The organism is Bifidobacterium sp. UBA4282 (genome assembly GCF_002394995.1).
GTDB lineage: Bacteria > Actinomycetota > Actinomycetes > Actinomycetales > Bifidobacteriaceae > Bifidobacterium > Bifidobacterium pullorum_B.
On record NZ_DGVO01000028.1, the window covers coordinates 27,095 to 45,411 of the forward strand.

Genomic DNA, 18,317 nt, shown 5'->3' on the forward strand with positions numbered 1-18,317 from the left:
AGCTATTATGGGAACCGCTAATGGAACGGAGCATGCCATGCCTGAGGACTATGAAGAGCTGATTGCTCGATTGATTGCGAACTCGTCGGAATCGCAGACCGTTGAGTTCAAGGAATCCAATGATGACGCCTTCATGATCGGCAAAGACATCTCCGCCCTGGCCAACTCCGCCGTGATTGAGGGGCAGGACTACGCGTATATGGTGTGGGGTGTCCGTGACGACACCCATGAGGTTGTGGGGACCACGTTCAATCCGTTGACGGCCAAGCATAGCCGTCAGGAACTGGAGTTATGGCTTCGGCTGAAACTCTCCAAGAACGCCGAATTTCGGTTCATTCGCACTACGTTTCGGAACAAGCCGATGGTGGTGCTGCGCATCTGGCCGGCTGCCGGATATCCGGTGTCGTTCGATGGCATGGAATACATCCGGTCCGGCACCTCCACGCAGCCTGTGGCCAAGAATTCCCAGCGCGAACAGCGATTGTGGGAGATTACCAAATCCGAGTCGTTCGAGGACCAGATTGCATTGCAATGGTTGCACGAAGACGAGGTCTTGGCGTTGTTGGACTGGGACCGGTACTTCAAGCAAACCGATACGCCTGTTCCCGCCAACCGTCTGGCGATACTCCATTTTCTGGAGACCGATCGGATCGTCAAACAGCTTGACAGCGGCCAGTACGCAGTCACTAACCTCGGCGCGTTGCTGTTTGCGACGGATATGCAGCGTTTCCCCACGGTCGCGCGCAAGGCGTTGCGCATCATCCGCTATGACGGGAGCCGGCGTTCCGCGCCGAGCCGCAGCAAGATATGGTCGGCGGGGTATGCGGATATGGACGCCATCATCGACTATGTGGAGGCGTTGTTGCCCGAGCGGGAGGAGATCGGGCGTGCTCTGCGCGTCACGCTCAAGGGGTATCCAACCCTTGCGGTGCGCGAGCTGGTTGCCAACATGCTGATTCATCAGGATCTGACGATTCGCGGCGCGGGGCCTCTTATTGAGATTTTCGATGGGCGGATCGAGTTCTCCAATCCCGGCAATTCGCTGATTCGTGTGGAGCGACTGGTGAATGACCCGCCTGCCACCAGGAATCCGAGGTTGGCCTCGCTGGCCAGGCGGCTGCATATGTGCGAGGAAGCCGGATCCGGATGGGACAAGATCATTGATGCCTGTGAGGAATCGCAATTGCCGTCGCCGGAGATTCAGCAGTCGGAAGGCGACGCTCCAAGTATGAGCGTGAGGCTGTTACAGTACAAGGCGTTCGCCGACATGAGCGGAGAGGAACGCCGGCAGGCATGCTACTGGCATGCCTGCATACAGTACGCGAACTCGCAATCGCTGACGAACGCATCATTGCGCGAACGGTTCGGCATGGCGGATTCCGGGGCCTCACAGATTTCACGGCTGATCAGGGAATGCGTGGATAACGGGTTGATCCGGCCGGTGGATGCCGACGCCGCGCGGAAGAAAATGCGGTACGTGCCTGCCTGGGCATAGTGAACTGTTTTATTTGCCTGGTATTTGCCTCGTAACCGCATTTTTGGAGGTCAATCTCGCAAAAACGTTGGTATTCCGCCAAAAATTTATTTGCCCGGTATTTGCTTCGTTCATGTCCGACGCGGCGTTGGCGCACGTTGCGGAATCGCGTATCGCCCCGACGGTTGTCCAATAACGTGCGAACGCTGCGCGTTGGGCGTAACGGGTGCCCCCGTATGCCGACGAGGGGTTCCGGACGGACTAGCCTGAGTGAAACTCAGCGATTCGAACTATCGGAAAGAACCCCATGCACGTCACCCCCTCCCGGCAGCAAGCCGGTCGCATCCGCTATCTGGCTGCCGTCATCATCGCCATCGCGGTGACCTTGGCGGCATCGCCCCTCACGGCGAGCGCAGCCGACGATCCACTCGCCCCCTACACCGTGGATGGCGTTACACCGCGCGGCACCACCATCAACCTCTTCGACTACTGGCTCACCGACCGTGGCGCAGCCGACAACATCGACCCCGACAACATCGCCGACCTCGGCATCAACGCGGGCCACGTCCTCGACTTCAACAAAAACACCAGCCGTTCCGCCGCGCCCTACGAGGCCAACCTCGACAACGTCAACAAATGGACGGCCAGCGCCCATCCGCGCACCGCCATCGTGGCCTCCACGCTCGGTGCAGACGGCTACCCGGCCCTCTCCACAAACCTCGGCGGCGAATCGCTCGCCTACCTGTTCGCCAACACTGGCGGCCCCAACAAACAGGCGTTCCCCGGCGTCACCGGTCTGCTCCAGGTCGACGACCAAGGCTACTACTCCTATAACAGCCAGACGAACTTCGCTCAATTCAACGAGTCGACCAACGCGTTCACCCTGTACAACGCAGGCGGCGTGAACACGGGCGGTGCCTCGCCCAACGGCCAGTTCTTTCCGTTCAACACGGGCGCGCAGGTATTCAACGTGTCCGGCGGCGCGCTGCAACGCAACGGCGTGACCTCCGTCAGTCCCGTCATCAACCACTACTTCGGCATGAGCATGGCCACCCGGTTCATCCAACAGTACGGCGGCCACGTCGACGAATCGCAGACCACGCCCGTCACCTACAACTTCTCCGGCGACGACGATGTGTGGGTGTACATCGACGACGTGCTCGTCGGCGACCTCGGCGGCATCCACAACGCCTCATCGCTCGAAATTGACTTCGCCACCGGCTCGGTGACCGTGTACTGGGACCGGAACAACAACAACGCGTACGACGCGGGCGTCGACACCCCATACCAGCAGATCACGCTGGCCGACGCGTTCGCCGCCGCCGGCTCGGACACGGCGCAGTTCGCCGGCCCCACCTTCGCCGACGATACCTACCACACGCTCGATTTCTACTATCTGGAACGCGGCAACACCGACTCGAACATGAGTCTGAAATACAACCTCGTCTCCATTCCGGAAAGCGGCATCCGCAAGGTCGACCAGAACGGCGCGGCGCTCGGCGGGGCGCAATTCCAGCTGTTCCCCGCCGACTCCCAATCCCAGCCGATAGGCGAGGCGGTGTACGAGGGGGCCACCGACCCCAATGGCGAACTCGTGTTCACCAATGAGCGCGGCTTCCCGATCACCCTCGAACAGCTAGACGCGCAATACGACTACATGGTGCTGCGGGAGGTGGGCGCGCCCGCCGGATACCGGCACCCCGGAGACATGCACCTGCGATTCGAGAACGGCGTGCTCCTATCCACCAACGAATGGGACACGGGCGCATGGTCGCAGGCCAAACTCACCGCCACCGCCACCGATCCGATCCGCATCGACAACGGCGACGGCACCATCAGCGTCGTCGACCCGTCCGGTGGCAGCATGTTCGCCGTCATCATGAAACGGCGCAGCATGAGCGCACCCGTCGACGACCCGGCCAACTGGGCGCCCGTCTCAGGCGACGCACTCGCCGGCTGGCAGGTCGGCGCGGACAGCAGCCTGGCCTCGATCGTGCAGGCCGTGCGCGCCACCCCATACTCGTTCGCGCTCGGCACCAACGGCGCCTACCAGGTGGAGGTCGACAACCTGCCCGGCGACGTAAACCAGTACTACGGTATGCTCGCGAACAACGGCGAGGACACGTCGGGCGCGCAGTACACAGTGCAGTACTACTACGTAGCCGGCAGTGGCGGGGCGGACGGAGCGTCCACTCGCACGATTCACCGCATCCTCACCGAACCGGACGCGGGGTATGCGGGGTTCAGTTACGCGTATTCGGTGCGGCTGTACATCGCCAACATTTGCAACGGGTTCCTGGTGGCGAAAACCGACACTGCGGGCAATCCGCTGGCCGGTGCTACGTTCGCGCTCTACCGTCGCGCGGACATGGTGGAAGCTGCGGACTCTGATACATCTGATACAACCGGGGCGGCATGGACCGTGCGCGGGGCCGATGGCAACGGGACCGTGACCCTGGGCGTGGCGCCTGGCGTCTCGCCGGTGGACGAGGCGACGACCGGCGACGACGGCGGGCTGGCGTTCCCGACCGCCGGCCATACGCTCGACCCGGGCGACTATGTGCTTGTGGAGACCGTTGCGCCGGACGGGTACGTGGCGAATACGCGGGCGGTGCCGGTTGTGGTGAACGATCAGGGCGTATTCGCCGATGCGGGCGTAGCCGACGACGGGGTGCGCGTGGACCTTGGCGTCGGATACCTGGTGCGCAGCATGGTGCAGTTCGCGGCGGACGATGACATCGACGCGACGCTGCACGACGTGACCGCCGCGCTGCAGACCTCGGCGACGGCTTCGGGGGAGTCCGCCGCTTGGCGGCCGACCGGCGAGACCACGCATCTGCGCTACGCGGGCGACGGCAATCTGCAGTACGTTCCGGACGGGACGGGATACCCGCAGACGTTGGGAGCGGATGCGGGATGGTCGCGTCTGACGGTGACGCAGTGCATGGAACACAACACGGCCAGCAGCCCCAAGCAGAATCTGGGCGGACAGGACCTGAGTAACCTGTTCACCGGGTCCGTAATCGTGCGCGTCGCCGACCGCCGCGTCGACGAGGAGGAACCAGACCAGCCCGACGACCCGATCGGTCCTTCGGATCCTTCGGAGCCGGACGGTGGGGACGCGGATTCCGCGGAGCCGCCTGAGGCAATAGCGGACTCCGGTGCCAGCGTCGTAACGCCGATTGCGGTTGTCGCGGCGTTGCTCGTCGGGGCTGTCGTATTGCTCGGTACCCGCCACTTCCACCCCTGAGCGGTGGGACTGGTTCTAGTGTCACCTTTTTAACTGTTGACTTATGGGTCCTGTGGAAAAGGTGGCGCCAAGTCCGGGGTTTGGGGGTGCGGATGTTTTTTGGACGGTCATGCGGCCAGTCCAAGGCTTTTCCTGTATTGCACAGGGCTTTGCCAGCCCAGCGACTTCTTGATGCGTGTCTCATTGGAGTGGGTCAGGTAGGCGGCGAGCCGTTCGCGGAACCGTTCGTAGCCCACGCCCCGCCAGTCGCGGCAGTGGAAGAACTCGTTCTTGAGCCTGCCGAAGAACCCCTCCATGGCGGCGTTGTCCGGCGAGCATCCCTTGGCGCTCATCGACCGGATCAGCCCGTTCTCCTCGCAGATGCGGATCCACCCGGGCCACCGGTAATGGCACCCGCGGTCGGAATGGATCACGGGACGCTCCCCGTCACCAAGCGTGGCTATCGCGTCGAGCAGCATGCCGTCGGCCATGGCCGCGCCGGGGCTGCGCGACAGCGCCGCACTCACCCCGCACGCCGCCGACCTCGTCGCCTACGAGGGCGGCATCGGCTCCAACGAGGACGGCGTCACCGGCAACGCGAACATGCCCGTGAACGACGACGCGCGCGTCGGCCTGCTGCAGGACGAGTTCCTGCCGGACGTGCTCGGCTCCGAGTCGCGCTTGGCCATGCTGGACGCCAAGGCGCGGGCGGCTCCGAACCGGGGTCGGACGATTCCGGGGATTCCGGGGAGCAGCCCGGCGGGCAGCCTGGCGTGGATGACGATTACGGGCACGGTGGCGGGCAGACCGCGGACACCGGTGCCGCGGTAATCGCGGTGGCCGTGGCCGCAACGGTGGCCGCCGCCATGGGCGTGATCCTGTTCGTGGTGGTCCGCCGTCGTCGGAAGGAAGCCTGACGGGCGTCGGGGCGCGGCCTCTACTGGTCCGCGGGCCCATCCTCCCCGCGGCGGCGGAAGATGCGCTTCCACGAGTCGCGCACCTCGTCGCCCGACATCGACAGGTACAGTCCGATGGCCATGGTGGCGATGTCGTCGTCGTACAGGGTCTGCGCCACGTTCATCTCCCGCAGCTCCGGCCAACGGCGCAGAATCGCCAGAATCCCGCCGACGGCGAAGTCGATGTACAGGTCGCTGCGCAGCGTCATGTCGTTCTCATCCAACTTCAGCGCCGTGAACAGAGTCATACGCGTGAAGTCGCGCAATGATTCCATCAGTTCGGGAGAACTGTGTGGGCCGGCCAGGAGCGCCATGTGGTTGAGCCTCGTGCGGTGTTCGGAGGAGTTGATGGCGGTGCTGATCCGCTTGTGCCAGTGCGCCCGCACGGCGTCGTCGGCCATGGAGGGGATGCCGTGGTCGTCGGTGGTCTCATCGACCAGCTGGGCGATGGACGTGTTCTCCACCTCCTGCAGGATCGCGTCGTCGGCCAGCTCGCTGAGGCTGCCGTAATGATAGTAGAAGGAGTTGCGATTCACCTGCGCCTCGTGCACAATGTCCGTGACGGTGATCTTGCGGTATTCGCGGTCCTCCAGCAGCGCCCAGAACGCGTTGCGCATCCGTTCCTTGGCTGGCAGCAGTTCCGAATCGTGACGTGGGCGCGGCATGTGCATCATCTCCTTGGCCCAATTAATTAGACATATCGTCTATATGATACCTGACCTGTGGTGTGAGTCGGCTGACGGCGAACCCGCCGTCTCGGATGGAACGCCACCCCGTGCGGTAGGATGGGGCGAAATCCTGCTGACAAGGAGGTTGCCATGGCGGTACCGCAGCGAGTGCTGGACACCATGCAGTCCGGCGACGTGTACCTGTGCGACGATGAGGAGATGCTCGACGCCCAGCGCGCCCAGCTGGAACTGCTCTATGACTTCAACGCCACCCGGCCGGGGGAGGCCGGTCGCCGCGCCACCCTCCTGCAGCGACTGCTCGGCGGCATCGGCGAGGGCTCATACATCGAACCGCCGCTGCACGCGAACTGGGGTTGCAACACATTCGTCGGCGCCCGGTTCTACGCCAACTTCAACCTGACCCTGGTCGACGACGGCGTCGTGACCATCGGCGACGACGCGATAATCGGCCCGAACGTGACGATCGTGACCACCGGCCACCCCATCCGTCCCGACCTGCGCAAGGCCCCGACCGTCACCCAGTACTCACTGCCCGTCACCATCGGCAGCGGCGTGTGGATCGGCGCGAACGTGACGATCCTGCCAGGCGTCACCATCGGCGAGAACACCGTGATCGGCGCAGGGTCGGTCGTCACCAAGGACATTCCGGCGAACGTCGTGGCGTATGGGAACCCGTGCCATGTGGCGCGTGAGATCGGTGAACGCGACGATGTCTATTACTGGCGCGACCGCGTGATCAACGCGCCGTTCGGGAAGCCGGAGGCGTAGGTTTCCGCGGGCGGGCCTGCACCCCCGTCAGGAGGAGGGGCGTGCGGACTGCCAGGGGAGCGGGAAGGAGGCCCTGAGCAGGATGCCGGCGGCCTCCAGGATGTGCTGACGCTCCTCGTCGGTCAGTCCCGCGAACGCGCCCAGCATCGCCGGGATCGTCTTCGGGCCCGCCTCCATCAGGCCGATCAGACCGTGCTCGTCGCTGGCGGCGAGCACCTTGAACATCGCGTCCACCGCACGCTCCAGCTGCTCGGGCGTCATCTCATTGAGCATCCGGTCCAGCGAACGTTTGAATTCGCGTGACGTCGCCGAAACCTCCGGCACGGTCACGAACCGGTCGCGATCCACCTGCCAGGAGAACGCCAGATGCTGCATCGGGCCGTACTCATTCGACTTGACCACCACGCAATGCTCCGGTGAATCCAGGATCATGCCCACGATCGACGAATCCGGAATGATCTTGACGATTCTGTCAGCCACGGCGCGGTACCGATCGCCCGCCACCACGTCGGCCGGGAATCCGGGGCCGTCCAACGAATAGACGCGGCGGATGCGCGGCAGCACGTCGTCACCGGCCTGCAGCGCCGCATACACGGCCAGGTTCCCGCCCTTGGAATGGCCGAGCAGCACCAGATCGCCCTGCCAGAGCCGCGCCACGCGCGTCACGTAGTCGGCCGCAAGCTGCTGGGCGGGCACCGGATACTGGAAGGCCATGTTGAAGTCCTCCTTCCAGCCGACGAACGAGGTGTCCGTGCCGCGGAACGACACCACCAGCGTGCCGTCGGGCAGCAGCAACGTCATCGCCGCGAACTGGGTCTGGTGTTCGCGGCTGAACCGCTCGTCGACCGCGCCCACGTGAATCGACGAGAAACGGGGGTTGCGGGCCATTGCGGCGAACAGGGCCTCGGTGAGCTTCGGGTCGGCCAATCCGGTGTAGCCGGCGTTGTAGTCGAAATCCTGCGGGTGCAGGTCGGCGGCTGCGTCGGCCAGCGTGGCGGCGGGGAAATCGGGCTGGCGCAGCGCACGCAGCGAGTTCAGCGGATGGCGCAATGCGGTCTTCGGGTCGGACATCAGGGTTCGCCAGCGGTCGGCGGCCGTACCGTACCGGTGCTCCCAGTCGGTCAGCGTGGGCACCACGTCCGGCATCGTCTGATAGGCGAGCGAGGCCAGCACCAGCGCGTCCACGTCGTTGAACGGGCGTTCTTCGAACGACCCCGTGCGCGTGCGCGCGTAGTCGATGATGTTGCCAGTGGCTCTTGAGGTCTGGCTTGCCATGGCGGCCTCCTTCCTGCCCACCATCTTAGCCGGGACGTCCGTAAGTCCTTCGCCGGACCTTCACGGACTCTGACGCATTGTGACTCTGAACCATCCTCCTGAATGGCGGAATCCCAAGGACGAGGGACAGGAGATGGGAGTGAATGTGTCAGAGTCCGGAATCCCGACGTTCGCGGCAGGTTTGGCCCAAGCGGCGGGAAAGGGCGATCGGGTCCAGCAGGGCGTCCAGCTGGACCGCCGGCAAGTCGGTGCGCTCGCCGGCCACCTCGCGCACCGTGCGGCCCGTCGCCACGGCCTCCTTGGCGATCGCGGACGCGCGCTCGTAGCCGATCGCGTCGTTCAGCGCCGCCGAGATGGACGGCGAGCCCTCCGCGTACCGGCGTCCGGTCTCCAGGTTCACCTCGATGCCCTCCACGCAGTTCTCGCGGAAGATGCGCATTGCGTTGTCCATCAGCTCCATGCCGGTCAGGATCTCGTGCGTCATCACCGGGTCGAACGCGTTGAGCTGCAACTGGCCCTCGGCGGCCGCCCAGTTCACGGTCACATCCATGCCGAAGATCACGAAGCAGCATTGGTCCACGCATTCGGGAATCACCGGGTTCACCTTGGCGGGCATGATGCTCGAACCGGCCTGCCGCGGCGGCACACGCAGATCGCCGAAGCCGGAGCGCGGGCCGGAGTTGAGCAGACGCAGGTCGTCGGCGGCCTTCTTCAGGTGGATCGCCAAGTTCTTCAACGCGGCCGACGCGGCGATGTACGCGCTCATGTCGGTTACGGCGGCCAGCGGGTCGGGGGCGGCGGTCACCGGCAGGCCGGTGATGCGGGCCAGATGGTCGATCGCGGCCTCGCGGAACCGCAGGTCGGCGCAGATGCCGGTGCCGATGGCGGTGGCCCCCAGGTTGAGCACGGCGAGCTGCGGAACCAGGGCCTCGAGCGCGGCCACGTCCATCTTGAGGAACGTGGCGAAGGTGTGGAACTCCTGGCCGAAGGTCATCGGCACCGCATCCTGCAACTGGGTGCGGCCGATGGTGACGTCGTGGATGTGCTTGTCGGCCAGGTCGTGGAAGGCGCGGGCCAGGTTGCGGCACTGCTCGGTCAGCGGGCCGAGCGCGTCGATGATCGCCAGCTTGCAGGCCGCGGGATACGTGTCGTTGGTGGACTGCGAGTGGTTGACGTGGTCATTGGGGTGGATGAACGCGTAGTCGCCGCGCGGCCGGCCGGCCAGTTCGAGCGCGCGGTTGGCGATGACCTCGTTGACGTTCATGTTGGTGGAGGTGCCGGCGCCGCCCTGCAGGACGTCGACGGGGAACTGGTCGGCGAGTTTGCCTGATTCCACCTCCAGACAGGCGGCTTCGATGAATCGTGCACGGTCGTGGTCGAGCAGACCGAGCTCGTCGTTGGCTTCGGCGCAGGCGCGCTTGACGGTGGCATAGGCGCGGATCAGGTTCGGGTGCTGGGAGTCGGTGATGCCGGACACCGGGAAGTTGCCGATGGCGCGTTGCGTGTTGATGCCCCAGTAGGCGTCGGCCGGTACGGGCAGTTCGCCCAGCGAATCGTGTTCGATGCGGTAGGCGTGGGCGAGCGTGGTCTTGGAATCTTCGGTCATGACGATCTCCTGCTGGTTGGTTTGGAACAATCATGGCGCGAAAACGCGGAAAACGCCATATCAATGGGGGGATTACGCTCAGAGCCGGTGCGCACTACCTCAAGTTTGATGATCTAACTAGGCTGTTTCCGCGAAGTCAAATCATCTAACTTGAAGTAGGGCGCACCACTGCTCCTAAGCCGTCGGATCCTTCTGCACAATCAGCAGCACCAAGGCCGCCACCAGCAGCACCGCAATCGACAGCACGCCGAAAGACGCATTGCCCGTCACCGCCGTGGTCGTGGCCACCAGGAACGTGCCCAGCACCGAGGCGGTCTTGCCGAAGATGTCGTAGAAGCCGTAGTACTCGTTGGCGTGGTCCTTCGGAATGATCTTGCCGTAGTACGAACGTGAGAGCGCCTGGATGCCGCCCTGGAACATGCCCACCAGAATCGCCAGGATCCAGAACTCCACGGCTGTTTTGAGGAAGAATGCGGCGAACATCACAATACCCAGATAGGCGATCACCGCGATCACGATCATCCGCTTGGCGCCGAACCGTCCGGCCAGACGTCCGTACAGGATCGCGCAGGGGAACGCCACGAACTGCGTGACCAACAGCGCGATGACCAGCTGTGTGGAATCGATGCCCAATTGCGTGCCGTACGAGGTGGACATGGAGATGACGGTGTTCACCGCGTCGATGTAGAAGAAGAACGCGATCATGAACAGCAGCAGCGACTTGTCGCGCGCGATCCTGCGGAACGTGGCAGCCAACTCCCGGAACGTGCCGCGCACCGCCTCGGCCGTATGGTCGGCGGTCGTGCGGTAGTGGACCTGCCGATAGCTGCGCAGCAACGGCACGGTGAACGCCACCCACCATACGGCGGTGATGAGGAACGAGATGCGCGTGCAGGCGGCCGTGTCCAGACCCAGCAGCGCCGGGCCGCCGAAGATCACCGCGATGCACACGATGAACGGGACCGTGGACCCCACGTAGCCCCACGCATAGCCGTGCGAGGACACCTTGTCCATCCGCTCGTTCGACGTGGTGTCGATCAGCATCGAATCGTAGAACGTCAGCGAACCGTTCAATCCGATGGTGGCCAGCACGTACACGATCAGGAACGCCAGCCACCCCAGCGGCAGCGACATGCCCAGGCACATCACCACGCCGGTCAGGAAGAAACCGAGGAAGAACCTGATCTTCATGCCCTGCACATCGGCGATCGACCCCAGGATCGGCATCAGCAGCGCGATCACCAGCGAGGCCACGGTCTGCGCGTACCCCCACGTGGACACGATGTTGTCCTGCCCCGCGGCCTCCAGCAGCGAGTTCGCGCAGATCGGCACCACCGCGGTCGACAGCAGCACGAACGCGGAATTGCCGACGTCGTACACAATCCACCGCTTCTCGCGCGGCGTGAGCTTGCCCGCCGGCTGCACCGGAAACTCCCCGGTCGAAAGCGCTTCGGGGGCATCCTGCCCCTTGAAGGCGCCGGCCAGGTTGCCGGCGTTCCGAGTGTGTTGTTCCATAACGCTCCTTTATCACTGTTCATCCTAAATGGTGTGTCGCCGTCGCGCATGCTCAAACATGAACGGCGGATGAATTTCCGCGCCGCCGCCGGCCGGGCGGGCCGGAACCGGACGGGTTGGGCGGACGCCCGCCAAGTGGGCCGGAACCGGCTAGGATGGAACAGCATACGAGGACAAGGAGGTCGTTATGGACCAGGATCCCGCCGTCATCAAACTGCCGTTATTCTCCAAAACGAGCAAGTTAGCCGCCATCCCCGGACAGTCCGAAGGCGTGACCTATGGCGTGGTGTGGGATGCCTGCCGCGATCCCGAGCACGGCTTCGGCTATGTGGCCGAGCTGCTGTCCGGACGTCGCGCGCGGCTGCTCGCCTGGCTGGCCGCCGACGGCAAGGTCTACTCGTGCGACCGGCCGCTGAGCGGTCTTGCCGGCATGAGCCCGTCGCTGGAACTCGCCCAATGGCGGGATCGGAAGGGACAGGGAGCCATCCGCGTCCCGGCTCCGGACGGTGGCGGCCGGCCGGTGATCGTCGGCGAATATCAAACGACATGGGATGGGAAATACGGCTTTCTCAACCCCACGCGCGATCCCGGGCGGTTCTTCCTCACCCGCAGCTGGGAGCTGCGGTACTTCCTGGCGGTCAGCTGGCTCACCTTCGTCCACATTCCGCAGACGCAGGGCGTTGCGGCCGGCACGGGCGGCGGCCGCATCGGGGAGGTCATCCTCGACCTGCTGGACGGTCCGCTGCCCGATGCACTCGACGCGTTGATCTGGCGCGGCACCACCCAGCAGGGGCAGGCGAGCGGGTTCGAGCGCTTCGCCGCCCGCCAACTGGTGGAGGCGGGGGCGGCCGATGTGCGTGCCATCGCCGCGGAACACAACGTGACGTTGGTCCGTCTGGGCTCCACATCGCTGTTCTGGCTGCGGTTCGACGACGACGTGTCCCCGGAGCAGCGGGCCACGCTGCTCGCCGTTGAGGCGGCGCTGAACCGCCTGTGGTTCGTGGAGTGGGCGGCGGGCGCGGCCGATGGCGGCACCGGCATGCTCCACGCGTTCGACGAACGGTTCTGCGCGCAGGCCGCCCAGGGGGCGCTGCGCGAGATTTCGCGCAATGCGGGGGCGGTGGCGCAGCGCGAGCGCGCCGACAACCCGTACCGCACCATTCGGGGCGCGGAGGGCGCTCGCGGCGGCATCTGGGACGTGTCCACACGATTCGTTGACACCTGCGAACGGTTGAAGCTGCCGTTCCGGCTGGAATACCGGTTCGACATGGATCTTGACGCCGGGGTGATGGCGGTGCGGTTCACCGTGCCCTCGGCAGACGCCTTCCCCGCTTCCCGCATGGGGGAGCGAGGCTGGTACGACGCCCGCGCCGGACGTCCGGCCTGCGCGGCGGCCTATGCCATACGATTGGTCGGTCTGATGGCGCAGGTTGCGTTTGTCTCCAGCGTGCGGGTGATGGCGGTGGATGTGACCGCGCATGAGGACGGCCTTGCGGGCCGTCCGCTGCTGTCGTTGGGGTTTGATCGCACGCCGTTCCTGATGGAGGCGTTGCCGCCGCTCAAGGATGGCAGGCTTGATAATCCGATGTTCGACGATGATCCGCTGGCCGTGTTGAATGTGTTGAAGCCCGTCCGTCATGCGGTGCGGTTTGCGGGCGACCGCGGATTGTGCGAGATCACGCCGCTGCCGGTGCACGCCTCATTGGCCGCGAAGCGCCAAGAGGTGTGGCGCGATCGGCGGCCGTTGCCTGAACCGCTGCGCGGGTTGCTCCGTGCCGACACGGTGGCGGAGCTGGATGTCATGCACGATGGCGCGGTCGTCGGCGACGACGAGGTGCGGGCGATCCTGGAAGAGAACGAGGAATCGCCGCTGATCGCCTCGGTGCAGCTGGAGGCGGTGCTGAGCCGAATCGGAGAGATCGGTTTGGACGAACAGGGGCGGCTGCCGTTGTACTGCGCGTATCCGATGGCCCGGCTCATCGTGTCGCTGGACTCGGGGATGGGCACAGGGTCGGTCCTGCCGGACGCGGAACCGTTGCGGTCTGCGGACACCCGGTATTGGAAGGCGCCTGATGCGGCGTACGGGGCGCACCTGTGGCTTTCGAGGTTCGCGCGGCAGGAGGGTGACACAGACCGTGGATTGGCCGAGGCGTTGCAATGCCTGTCGCTTGCGCCGACCACCGCCAGGGCGTATATCGAGGTGGCGGTGTGCCATGCCGAACAGGAGCAATACGCGCAGGCCGCGGAGACGTTGACCCAGGGGCTTCGGGTGGCGTTGCTGCCGGGTGACTTCCTGTATATGTACTATCGGCTGGCGTACGCGCTGTGGCGCATCGGTCGGACGAACGAGGCGGTGGCCTGCTACACGATGGTGCTGCGCGAGCCGAACACCGCATTGGCGGAGACCGCACGCGGCGAGTTGGCGGAGCTGCGGCAGCAGATCGACGACACGCGGCCGCCGATGGCACTGGCCGAGGCGGAACAGGTGCTGCACGCCGCCAACATTCCGGTTTCGCCGACCGAAGCCGCGTTGGATGCGATGGCCGCTGCCGCGGTCGGGCTTACGGATGCCGGCGTGCCGATGGCCGCGCACGATGCGGTGTGGCTGATGAGCCGCCACATGCGCAATAGCGACATGTATGACTCCATGGCTGCGAGCCTCCGTGACGGCGTGGCCGATCGGAGCTGACCTGCCACGCCGGTGCCGTCGTTCGCGGAATCCTTGAAATTCCGCGGGTGCAACCTCAGGTTGCGAGGACTTTGGTTGCGTTTTGGCGGTGCAACCGAAAGCTGGTGGCAGGCAACCGAGGTCCTCGGGCAGGATGGAGGCAACAGACGGCTTGATTCAGTTTGCTGATGATCTGCGACCTGTTCGGTTGCACACTTGACGATTTGGTGCTCGGCGATGTTCGCGCTCCTCGATCCGTGCCTGACGCATTCGGAGTTCGTGCGCAGGCACCCGTTCATCGAGGACTTCTACACCGATGATGACCGGTCCCGCCGCGCCAAGGAATTGGCCGTCGGCGTGGTGGGCGGCATCGGGCTGATCCTGCTCGGCGTGGCCGTCACCGTCTACGGCGAGGAGACCCTGGGCATCGAGGAGGGCTGGCCAGTAAGCGTGATGCTGCTGTGCGTGGCCGCGGGTGTGTTCTGTTTCATCTACTTCGGCATCTGCTACGGCATGATGAACATCGACGCCTATAACCACGAGGCCGAATCCGATCGCAGGGAACGTGAACGCGAGGCGCAGGGCGGCGATTTCTACGACAAGCTGACCGGACTGGTGTGCGGCATCATCATGCTGATCGCCACGGTTGTCGGACTCTGGATGCTGTTCACCGGCGGACCGATCGACGGTGGTGGCCATGAACGGTGGTTGTCCGGCAACGGCCTGTTCTGGCTGGCCTGGCCGATCGGTGGCATCCTGTGCGGCGTGGCCACCTGCATCATCCAGATATTCCGGTCATCCCACGACCGTGACCGCTGACGGCTTATACGTCAGCCAAGCCGGCTCCGCCAATCAATGTTCCGAGGCCGCGCCGCGTTCGACGAGCGCCAGCACTTCGTCACGCGCAGGCGGGACCGGGATACCGTTCTCGCTGTGCTCGATCGACAGCGACGCCGCCGCATTGGCGACCCGAGTCGCATCCACCAGCGACTTGCCGACCGCAAGCATCGCGCACAGTGCGCCGGTGTGCACGGTGCCGGCCGACCGCTTGTGCACGGCCTTGGTCGGGAACCCGTCCACATGCGTCACTTCGCCGCCGGGCAGCCGCACCCAAGCGCCGCGGGCGCCCGCGCGGATGAGCAGCGGGGCGCGCAACGTGGTGCCCAGATTGTCGCACAACGCCTTCATCTCATTGTCGAACGTGCCTCCTACGGTCACCGGCACTTCGTCGAGCGGCGCCCCCAATCGGTCGGCCAGCTTGACTGCGGCCTGACGGTTGCAGGTCCAGATCGGGCGCGCCAGCACCAAATCCTCAAGCAGCCTGTCGTTGACCCGTTCCAGGGAACTGGTCGGGCTGAGTACGATCTGATACGGGCGGGCATCCGGGTCGCTGCCGGCCTGCCGGATGAACGCGTCAACGCCCGCCGCGGTCGCGTCCATCAGCGAGTTGCTGCTGATCGACACCACGTCGCCCGGCTGCGGGTCGATGCCGTCGAACGTGTCCACGTCGCCCTGCGCCTCCGCGCCATAGGTGGCGATGAACGTCTTGCCGCCGTTGGTGTCGTTGAGCACCAGTCGGAACCCGGTGTCGGCGTCCAGCCGGTCGGGACCGATATGCGCGATGTCGTGCTCGTAGAAGGCGTGACGAATCATCGAGGCCCATGGGCCCGCGCCGATGATGCCCGCATGGGCGGTCGGGGTTCCCATCAGCCGTGAGGCGAGTAGCGCGCGGTATGAGCCGTCGATGGTGGGAATGGTGCTGCGTGAGGCCGCGAATCCGCCTGCCTTGGGGAGCGAATCGACATCCATCATGATGTCCACCCACACCTCGCCGAGCGAGATGACGCGTGCGGGTCGGGTGGCCGAAGCGTCATCTGCGACGGTTTCCTCAGACAGCGTCGGTGCGGATGGCACGGGGGCCGGTGAGTCGTCTACGTCGGTCGCCGCGAGTGTCGTCGTCGGCGGCGTTACGGATGTAGGTGCCGCGGTGCCGGAGCCGTCCCCCGCCTCGGTGGTATCGATGATTTCCTGATCGGTGCTGCCGGAGATTTTCGCGGTCAGCCGCCGCCATGCCGTGCGAATGTCGAACATCGTTGCCTCCTTACCCCGGGTGCCCCTTTGCGCTGCAATGACAAAGTTGTATCGCAGCTGCATGAATATTGCCTGAAAACGGTCCCTTTCCTTGATATTAGCGTGTCGGGGCAGGACCGCACTCATCCTCCGGGTTGATTCGCGAACGGCTGAGCGGCCGGGGAAAACGGGCAGGACGGTGTCGTAACGCATGTTTTATGGATTTTCGTCGGGATTCGGCGCCGACCGCGAGCGGATCGAGGTGCTTGGGGTTGGCGGGATGCCGCCGCGATGGGAGGCCCGAAACGTGAGACGGTTGCGGTGTGCGAGGGTATGATACACGCTGCGTTTGCGGTTTGTCGGATATAGGGGATATATTTGTGAAGTTGTGTTCTGGCAGACGTGCCAGAGCAAAGACTTGCAAGCAAGTAATAAGGGAGTCCATTATGGCAGCTCGTTGCGCAGTGTGCGGCAAGGGACCGCAGACCGGTTACACCGTGTCGCATTCGCATATCCGCAATAAGCGCACCTTCCGTCCGAACCTGCAGCCGGTTCGCACCACGGTCGACGGCGAGAACGTCCGCGTCCGCGTGTGCGCCAAGTGCCTGAAGGCCGGTAAGGTCGCTCGCGTCGCCGCGTGAATCACGCGCTAACGCTTCAGAAGCCCCGGAGTCGCCCAGAGCGCCCCGGGGCTTCGTTATAACTGTCGGCGTGAACGGGGAGAATAGGTGGCTATGAGCGTTACAGTGGGCACCCCGGTCTCGTCGGTGATGACGAACAAGCGACGTGTGGGCGCGCTCAAGTCGCTCGGCGTGCTGACCGTGGGCGATGCGCTGACCTACTATCCGTTCCGTGTCACCGACCCGGTTCCGCTGCGTTCGATCCGCGAGGCCAGGATCGGCGAGCTGATGGCGTTCACCGCCGAGGTGCGCGCCGTGCGTGTGGCGTCTTCGGGGGCGCGCGGCAACGGCCGTTTGGAGGTTGTGGTCGACGATTCGGCGTTCGCCGCCTCGCGTCGCCAGCCTGGCGCGATAGCCCGTCTGGTGTTCTTCTCCCACAAGAAGCAGTATCTCGACTGGATGAGCGGGCGACTGCGCCAAGGGACGTGTGTGGTTGTTGCGGGCACTCCGGGCGTGTTCAACGACCAATTGCAGTTCACCCACCCCGAGGTGCTGACGGTGGGGATGCACCCTACTTCGAGGTACAAATTTGTACGTGAGGAAAATCAACCCCTTGATGTGCATAACGTGAGTTTGGGCGCACCGACTTCCCCGAGACCCGACGTGGAATCGCCCGAGGAGGGCCTGGCCCGTGTCTGCCGGCCCCGACCGGTCTACCACGCCAGCTCCCGCATCTCCAGCGACCACATCCATGACTCGATCCTCGACATGCTGCGGCTCCTGGCCGAATCAGAGGATTCCGCCGTATCGGAGGAAAAGGAAGAAGAGGACTCGCGCGCCTGCTTGATGTCCGGATTGGCCCGCGCCATCCCCGACATCCTGCCCGAACGCATCCGCGCGGACAAGAACCTCATGCATCGTGCCGAAGCGTTCCTGAACATTCACGACCCGGTCTCCACCAAGGAGTTCCACCGCGCCATCGCCACCCTGCGCTATGAGGAGGCGTTCGTCTGCCAGACCGCGCTGCTGCAAGCCCGCGCCCATGCCGGCCATGCCTCCGCCGAGCCCTGCCCCGACACCGCCCTGCGGGATGCCATGATCGACTCCCTCCCGTTCGACCTGACCGACGGCCAGCGTGAGGTCATCGACTCAATCGCTGCCGACATGTCCCGCGACCATCCGATGCAGCGTCTCCTGCAAGGCGAGGTCGGCTCCGGCAAAACGGTGGTGGCGCTCGCCGCCATGCTGCAGGCGGTCGGGTCCGGGCACCAGGCCGTGCTCGTGGCCCCCACGCAGGTACTCGCCGAACAACATCACCAGACGATTACTGCAATGGTCGACCGGATGACGGAACAAGTCGTTTCGGATTCCGACGGCCATCCGCTATCCGCTCCGCCGGTGATCCTCCTGACCGGCGGTATGAAGCTCGCCGCCCGTCGTCGGGCGC

At 64.8% G+C, this 18,317-nt stretch carries 13 protein-coding genes and 1 pseudogene; 8 read left to right on the forward strand and 6 right to left on the reverse strand.

Features of this window, described 5'->3' with window-relative positions; translation table 11 throughout:
- The first annotated feature begins 37 nt into the window (after positions 1-37).
- Positions 38-1,495, forward strand: a complete 1,458-nt coding sequence (locus B4C31_RS03860; RefSeq protein ID WP_291531403.1) for an ATP-binding protein — start codon at positions 38-40, stop codon at positions 1,493-1,495.
- A gap of 286 nt (positions 1,496-1,781) precedes the next feature.
- Positions 1,782-4,724 (forward strand): SpaA isopeptide-forming pilin-related protein, encoded by a 2,943-nt coding sequence (locus tag B4C31_RS03865; protein WP_291531404.1) that lies wholly within the window; start codon positions 1,782-1,784, stop codon positions 4,722-4,724.
- A 107-nt stretch (positions 4,725-4,831) separates the two neighbouring features.
- Here the strand turns inward: B4C31_RS03865 and B4C31_RS03870 are convergent.
- Positions 4,832-5,230: pseudogene (locus B4C31_RS03870) on the reverse strand (transposase); the annotation flags it as partial.
- On the opposite strand from B4C31_RS03870, the gene B4C31_RS03875 reads away from it, so the two are divergent.
- Complete coding sequence (locus B4C31_RS03875; protein ID WP_291531438.1) at positions 5,181-5,534, forward strand: hypothetical protein; 354 nt, start codon at positions 5,181-5,183, stop codon at positions 5,532-5,534. The pseudogene B4C31_RS03870 and the gene B4C31_RS03875 sit on opposite strands and share 50 nt — an antisense overlap.
- Positions 5,535-5,640: 106 nt before the next feature.
- On the opposite strand, the gene B4C31_RS03880 is transcribed toward B4C31_RS03875, so the two are convergent.
- The gene (locus tag B4C31_RS03880; RefSeq protein WP_291531405.1) at positions 5,641-6,324 is read right to left on the reverse strand and encodes a TetR/AcrR family transcriptional regulator; all 684 of its coding nucleotides are present in this window, start codon (positions 6,322-6,324) and stop codon (positions 5,641-5,643) included.
- Between the two features lie 153 nt (positions 6,325-6,477).
- On the opposite strand from B4C31_RS03880, the gene B4C31_RS03885 reads away from it, so the two are divergent.
- Complete coding sequence (locus B4C31_RS03885) at positions 6,478-7,116, forward strand: sugar O-acetyltransferase (RefSeq protein WP_291531406.1); 639 nt, start codon at positions 6,478-6,480, stop codon at positions 7,114-7,116.
- A gap of 27 nt (positions 7,117-7,143) precedes the next feature.
- Here the strand turns inward: B4C31_RS03885 and B4C31_RS03890 are convergent, their stop codons facing one another.
- The 3 genes from B4C31_RS03890 to B4C31_RS03900 form a co-directional block, all read right to left on the reverse strand.
- On the reverse strand, positions 7,144-8,391 hold the full coding sequence (locus B4C31_RS03890; RefSeq protein ID WP_291531407.1) for a DUF2974 domain-containing protein: 1,248 nt from the start codon (positions 8,389-8,391) through the stop codon (positions 7,144-7,146).
- 148 nt (positions 8,392-8,539) lie between these two features.
- Positions 8,540-9,997, reverse strand: a complete 1,458-nt coding sequence (locus tag B4C31_RS03895) for an aspartate ammonia-lyase (protein WP_291531408.1) — start codon at positions 9,995-9,997, stop codon at positions 8,540-8,542.
- 174 nt (positions 9,998-10,171) lie between these two features.
- A complete protein-coding gene (locus tag B4C31_RS03900) occupies positions 10,172-11,512 on the reverse strand; it encodes an MFS transporter (protein WP_291531409.1) in 1,341 nt (446 codons plus the stop codon).
- Positions 11,513-11,699: 187 nt separating this feature from the next.
- On the opposite strand from B4C31_RS03900, the gene B4C31_RS03905 reads away from it, so the two are divergent.
- Together B4C31_RS03905 and B4C31_RS03910 are read left to right on the forward strand one after the other, a co-directional pair.
- Positions 11,700-14,201 carry a tetratricopeptide repeat protein gene (locus tag B4C31_RS03905; protein ID WP_291531410.1) on the forward strand — a complete coding sequence of 834 codons (2,502 nt, stop codon included), beginning with the start codon at positions 11,700-11,702 and terminating at the stop codon, positions 14,199-14,201.
- Between the two features lie 216 nt (positions 14,202-14,417).
- Entirely contained in the window at positions 14,418-14,999 is a 582-nt protein-coding gene (locus B4C31_RS03910; protein WP_291531411.1) for a hypothetical protein, read from the forward strand.
- Between the two features lie 33 nt (positions 15,000-15,032).
- Here B4C31_RS03910 and B4C31_RS03915 read toward each other — a convergent pair whose 3' ends face one another.
- A complete protein-coding gene (locus tag B4C31_RS03915) occupies positions 15,033-16,271 on the reverse strand; it encodes a PfkB family carbohydrate kinase (protein ID WP_291531412.1) in 1,239 nt (412 codons plus the stop codon).
- A 425-nt stretch (positions 16,272-16,696) separates the two neighbouring features.
- Between B4C31_RS03915 and rpmB the strand changes: the two genes are divergently transcribed.
- Both rpmB and B4C31_RS03925 read left to right on the forward strand, forming a co-directional pair.
- A complete protein-coding gene (rpmB, locus tag B4C31_RS03920; protein WP_033505414.1) occupies positions 16,697-16,891 on the forward strand; it encodes a 50S ribosomal protein L28 in 195 nt (64 codons plus the stop codon).
- Between the two features lie 93 nt (positions 16,892-16,984).
- Positions 16,985-18,317 (forward strand): DEAD/DEAH box helicase (locus B4C31_RS03925; protein WP_291531413.1); only part of this gene is annotated, 1,333 nt, incomplete at its 3' end.

Excerpts from the sequence above, each read along its gene's own strand:
- B4C31_RS03860 (WP_291531403.1), top strand. The coding sequence starts at position 38 with ATGCCTGAGGACTATGAAGAGCTGATTGCTCGATTGATTGCGAACTCG.
- B4C31_RS03865 (WP_291531404.1), top strand. The coding sequence starts at position 1,782 with ATGCACGTCACCCCCTCCCGGCAGCAAGCCGGTCGCATCCGCTATCTG.
- B4C31_RS03875 (WP_291531438.1), top strand. The coding sequence starts at position 5,181 with ATGCCGTCGGCCATGGCCGCGCCGGGGCTGCGCGACAGCGCCGCACTC.
- B4C31_RS03880 (WP_291531405.1), bottom strand. The coding sequence starts at position 6,324 with ATGCCGCGCCCACGTCACGATTCGGAACTGCTGCCAGCCAAGGAACGG.
- B4C31_RS03885 (WP_291531406.1), top strand. The coding sequence starts at position 6,478 with ATGGCGGTACCGCAGCGAGTGCTGGACACCATGCAGTCCGGCGACGTG.
- B4C31_RS03890 (WP_291531407.1), bottom strand. The coding sequence starts at position 8,391 with ATGGCAAGCCAGACCTCAAGAGCCACTGGCAACATCATCGACTACGCG.
- B4C31_RS03895 (WP_291531408.1), bottom strand. The coding sequence starts at position 9,997 with ATGACCGAAGATTCCAAGACCACGCTCGCCCACGCCTACCGCATCGAA.
- B4C31_RS03900 (WP_291531409.1), bottom strand. The coding sequence starts at position 11,512 with ATGGAACAACACACTCGGAACGCCGGCAACCTGGCCGGCGCCTTCAAG.
- B4C31_RS03905 (WP_291531410.1), top strand. The coding sequence starts at position 11,700 with ATGGACCAGGATCCCGCCGTCATCAAACTGCCGTTATTCTCCAAAACG.
- B4C31_RS03910 (WP_291531411.1), top strand. The coding sequence starts at position 14,418 with ATGTTCGCGCTCCTCGATCCGTGCCTGACGCATTCGGAGTTCGTGCGC.
- B4C31_RS03915 (WP_291531412.1), bottom strand. The coding sequence starts at position 16,271 with ATGTTCGACATTCGCACGGCATGGCGGCGGCTGACCGCGAAAATCTCC.
- rpmB (WP_033505414.1), top strand. The coding sequence starts at position 16,697 with ATGGCAGCTCGTTGCGCAGTGTGCGGCAAGGGACCGCAGACCGGTTAC.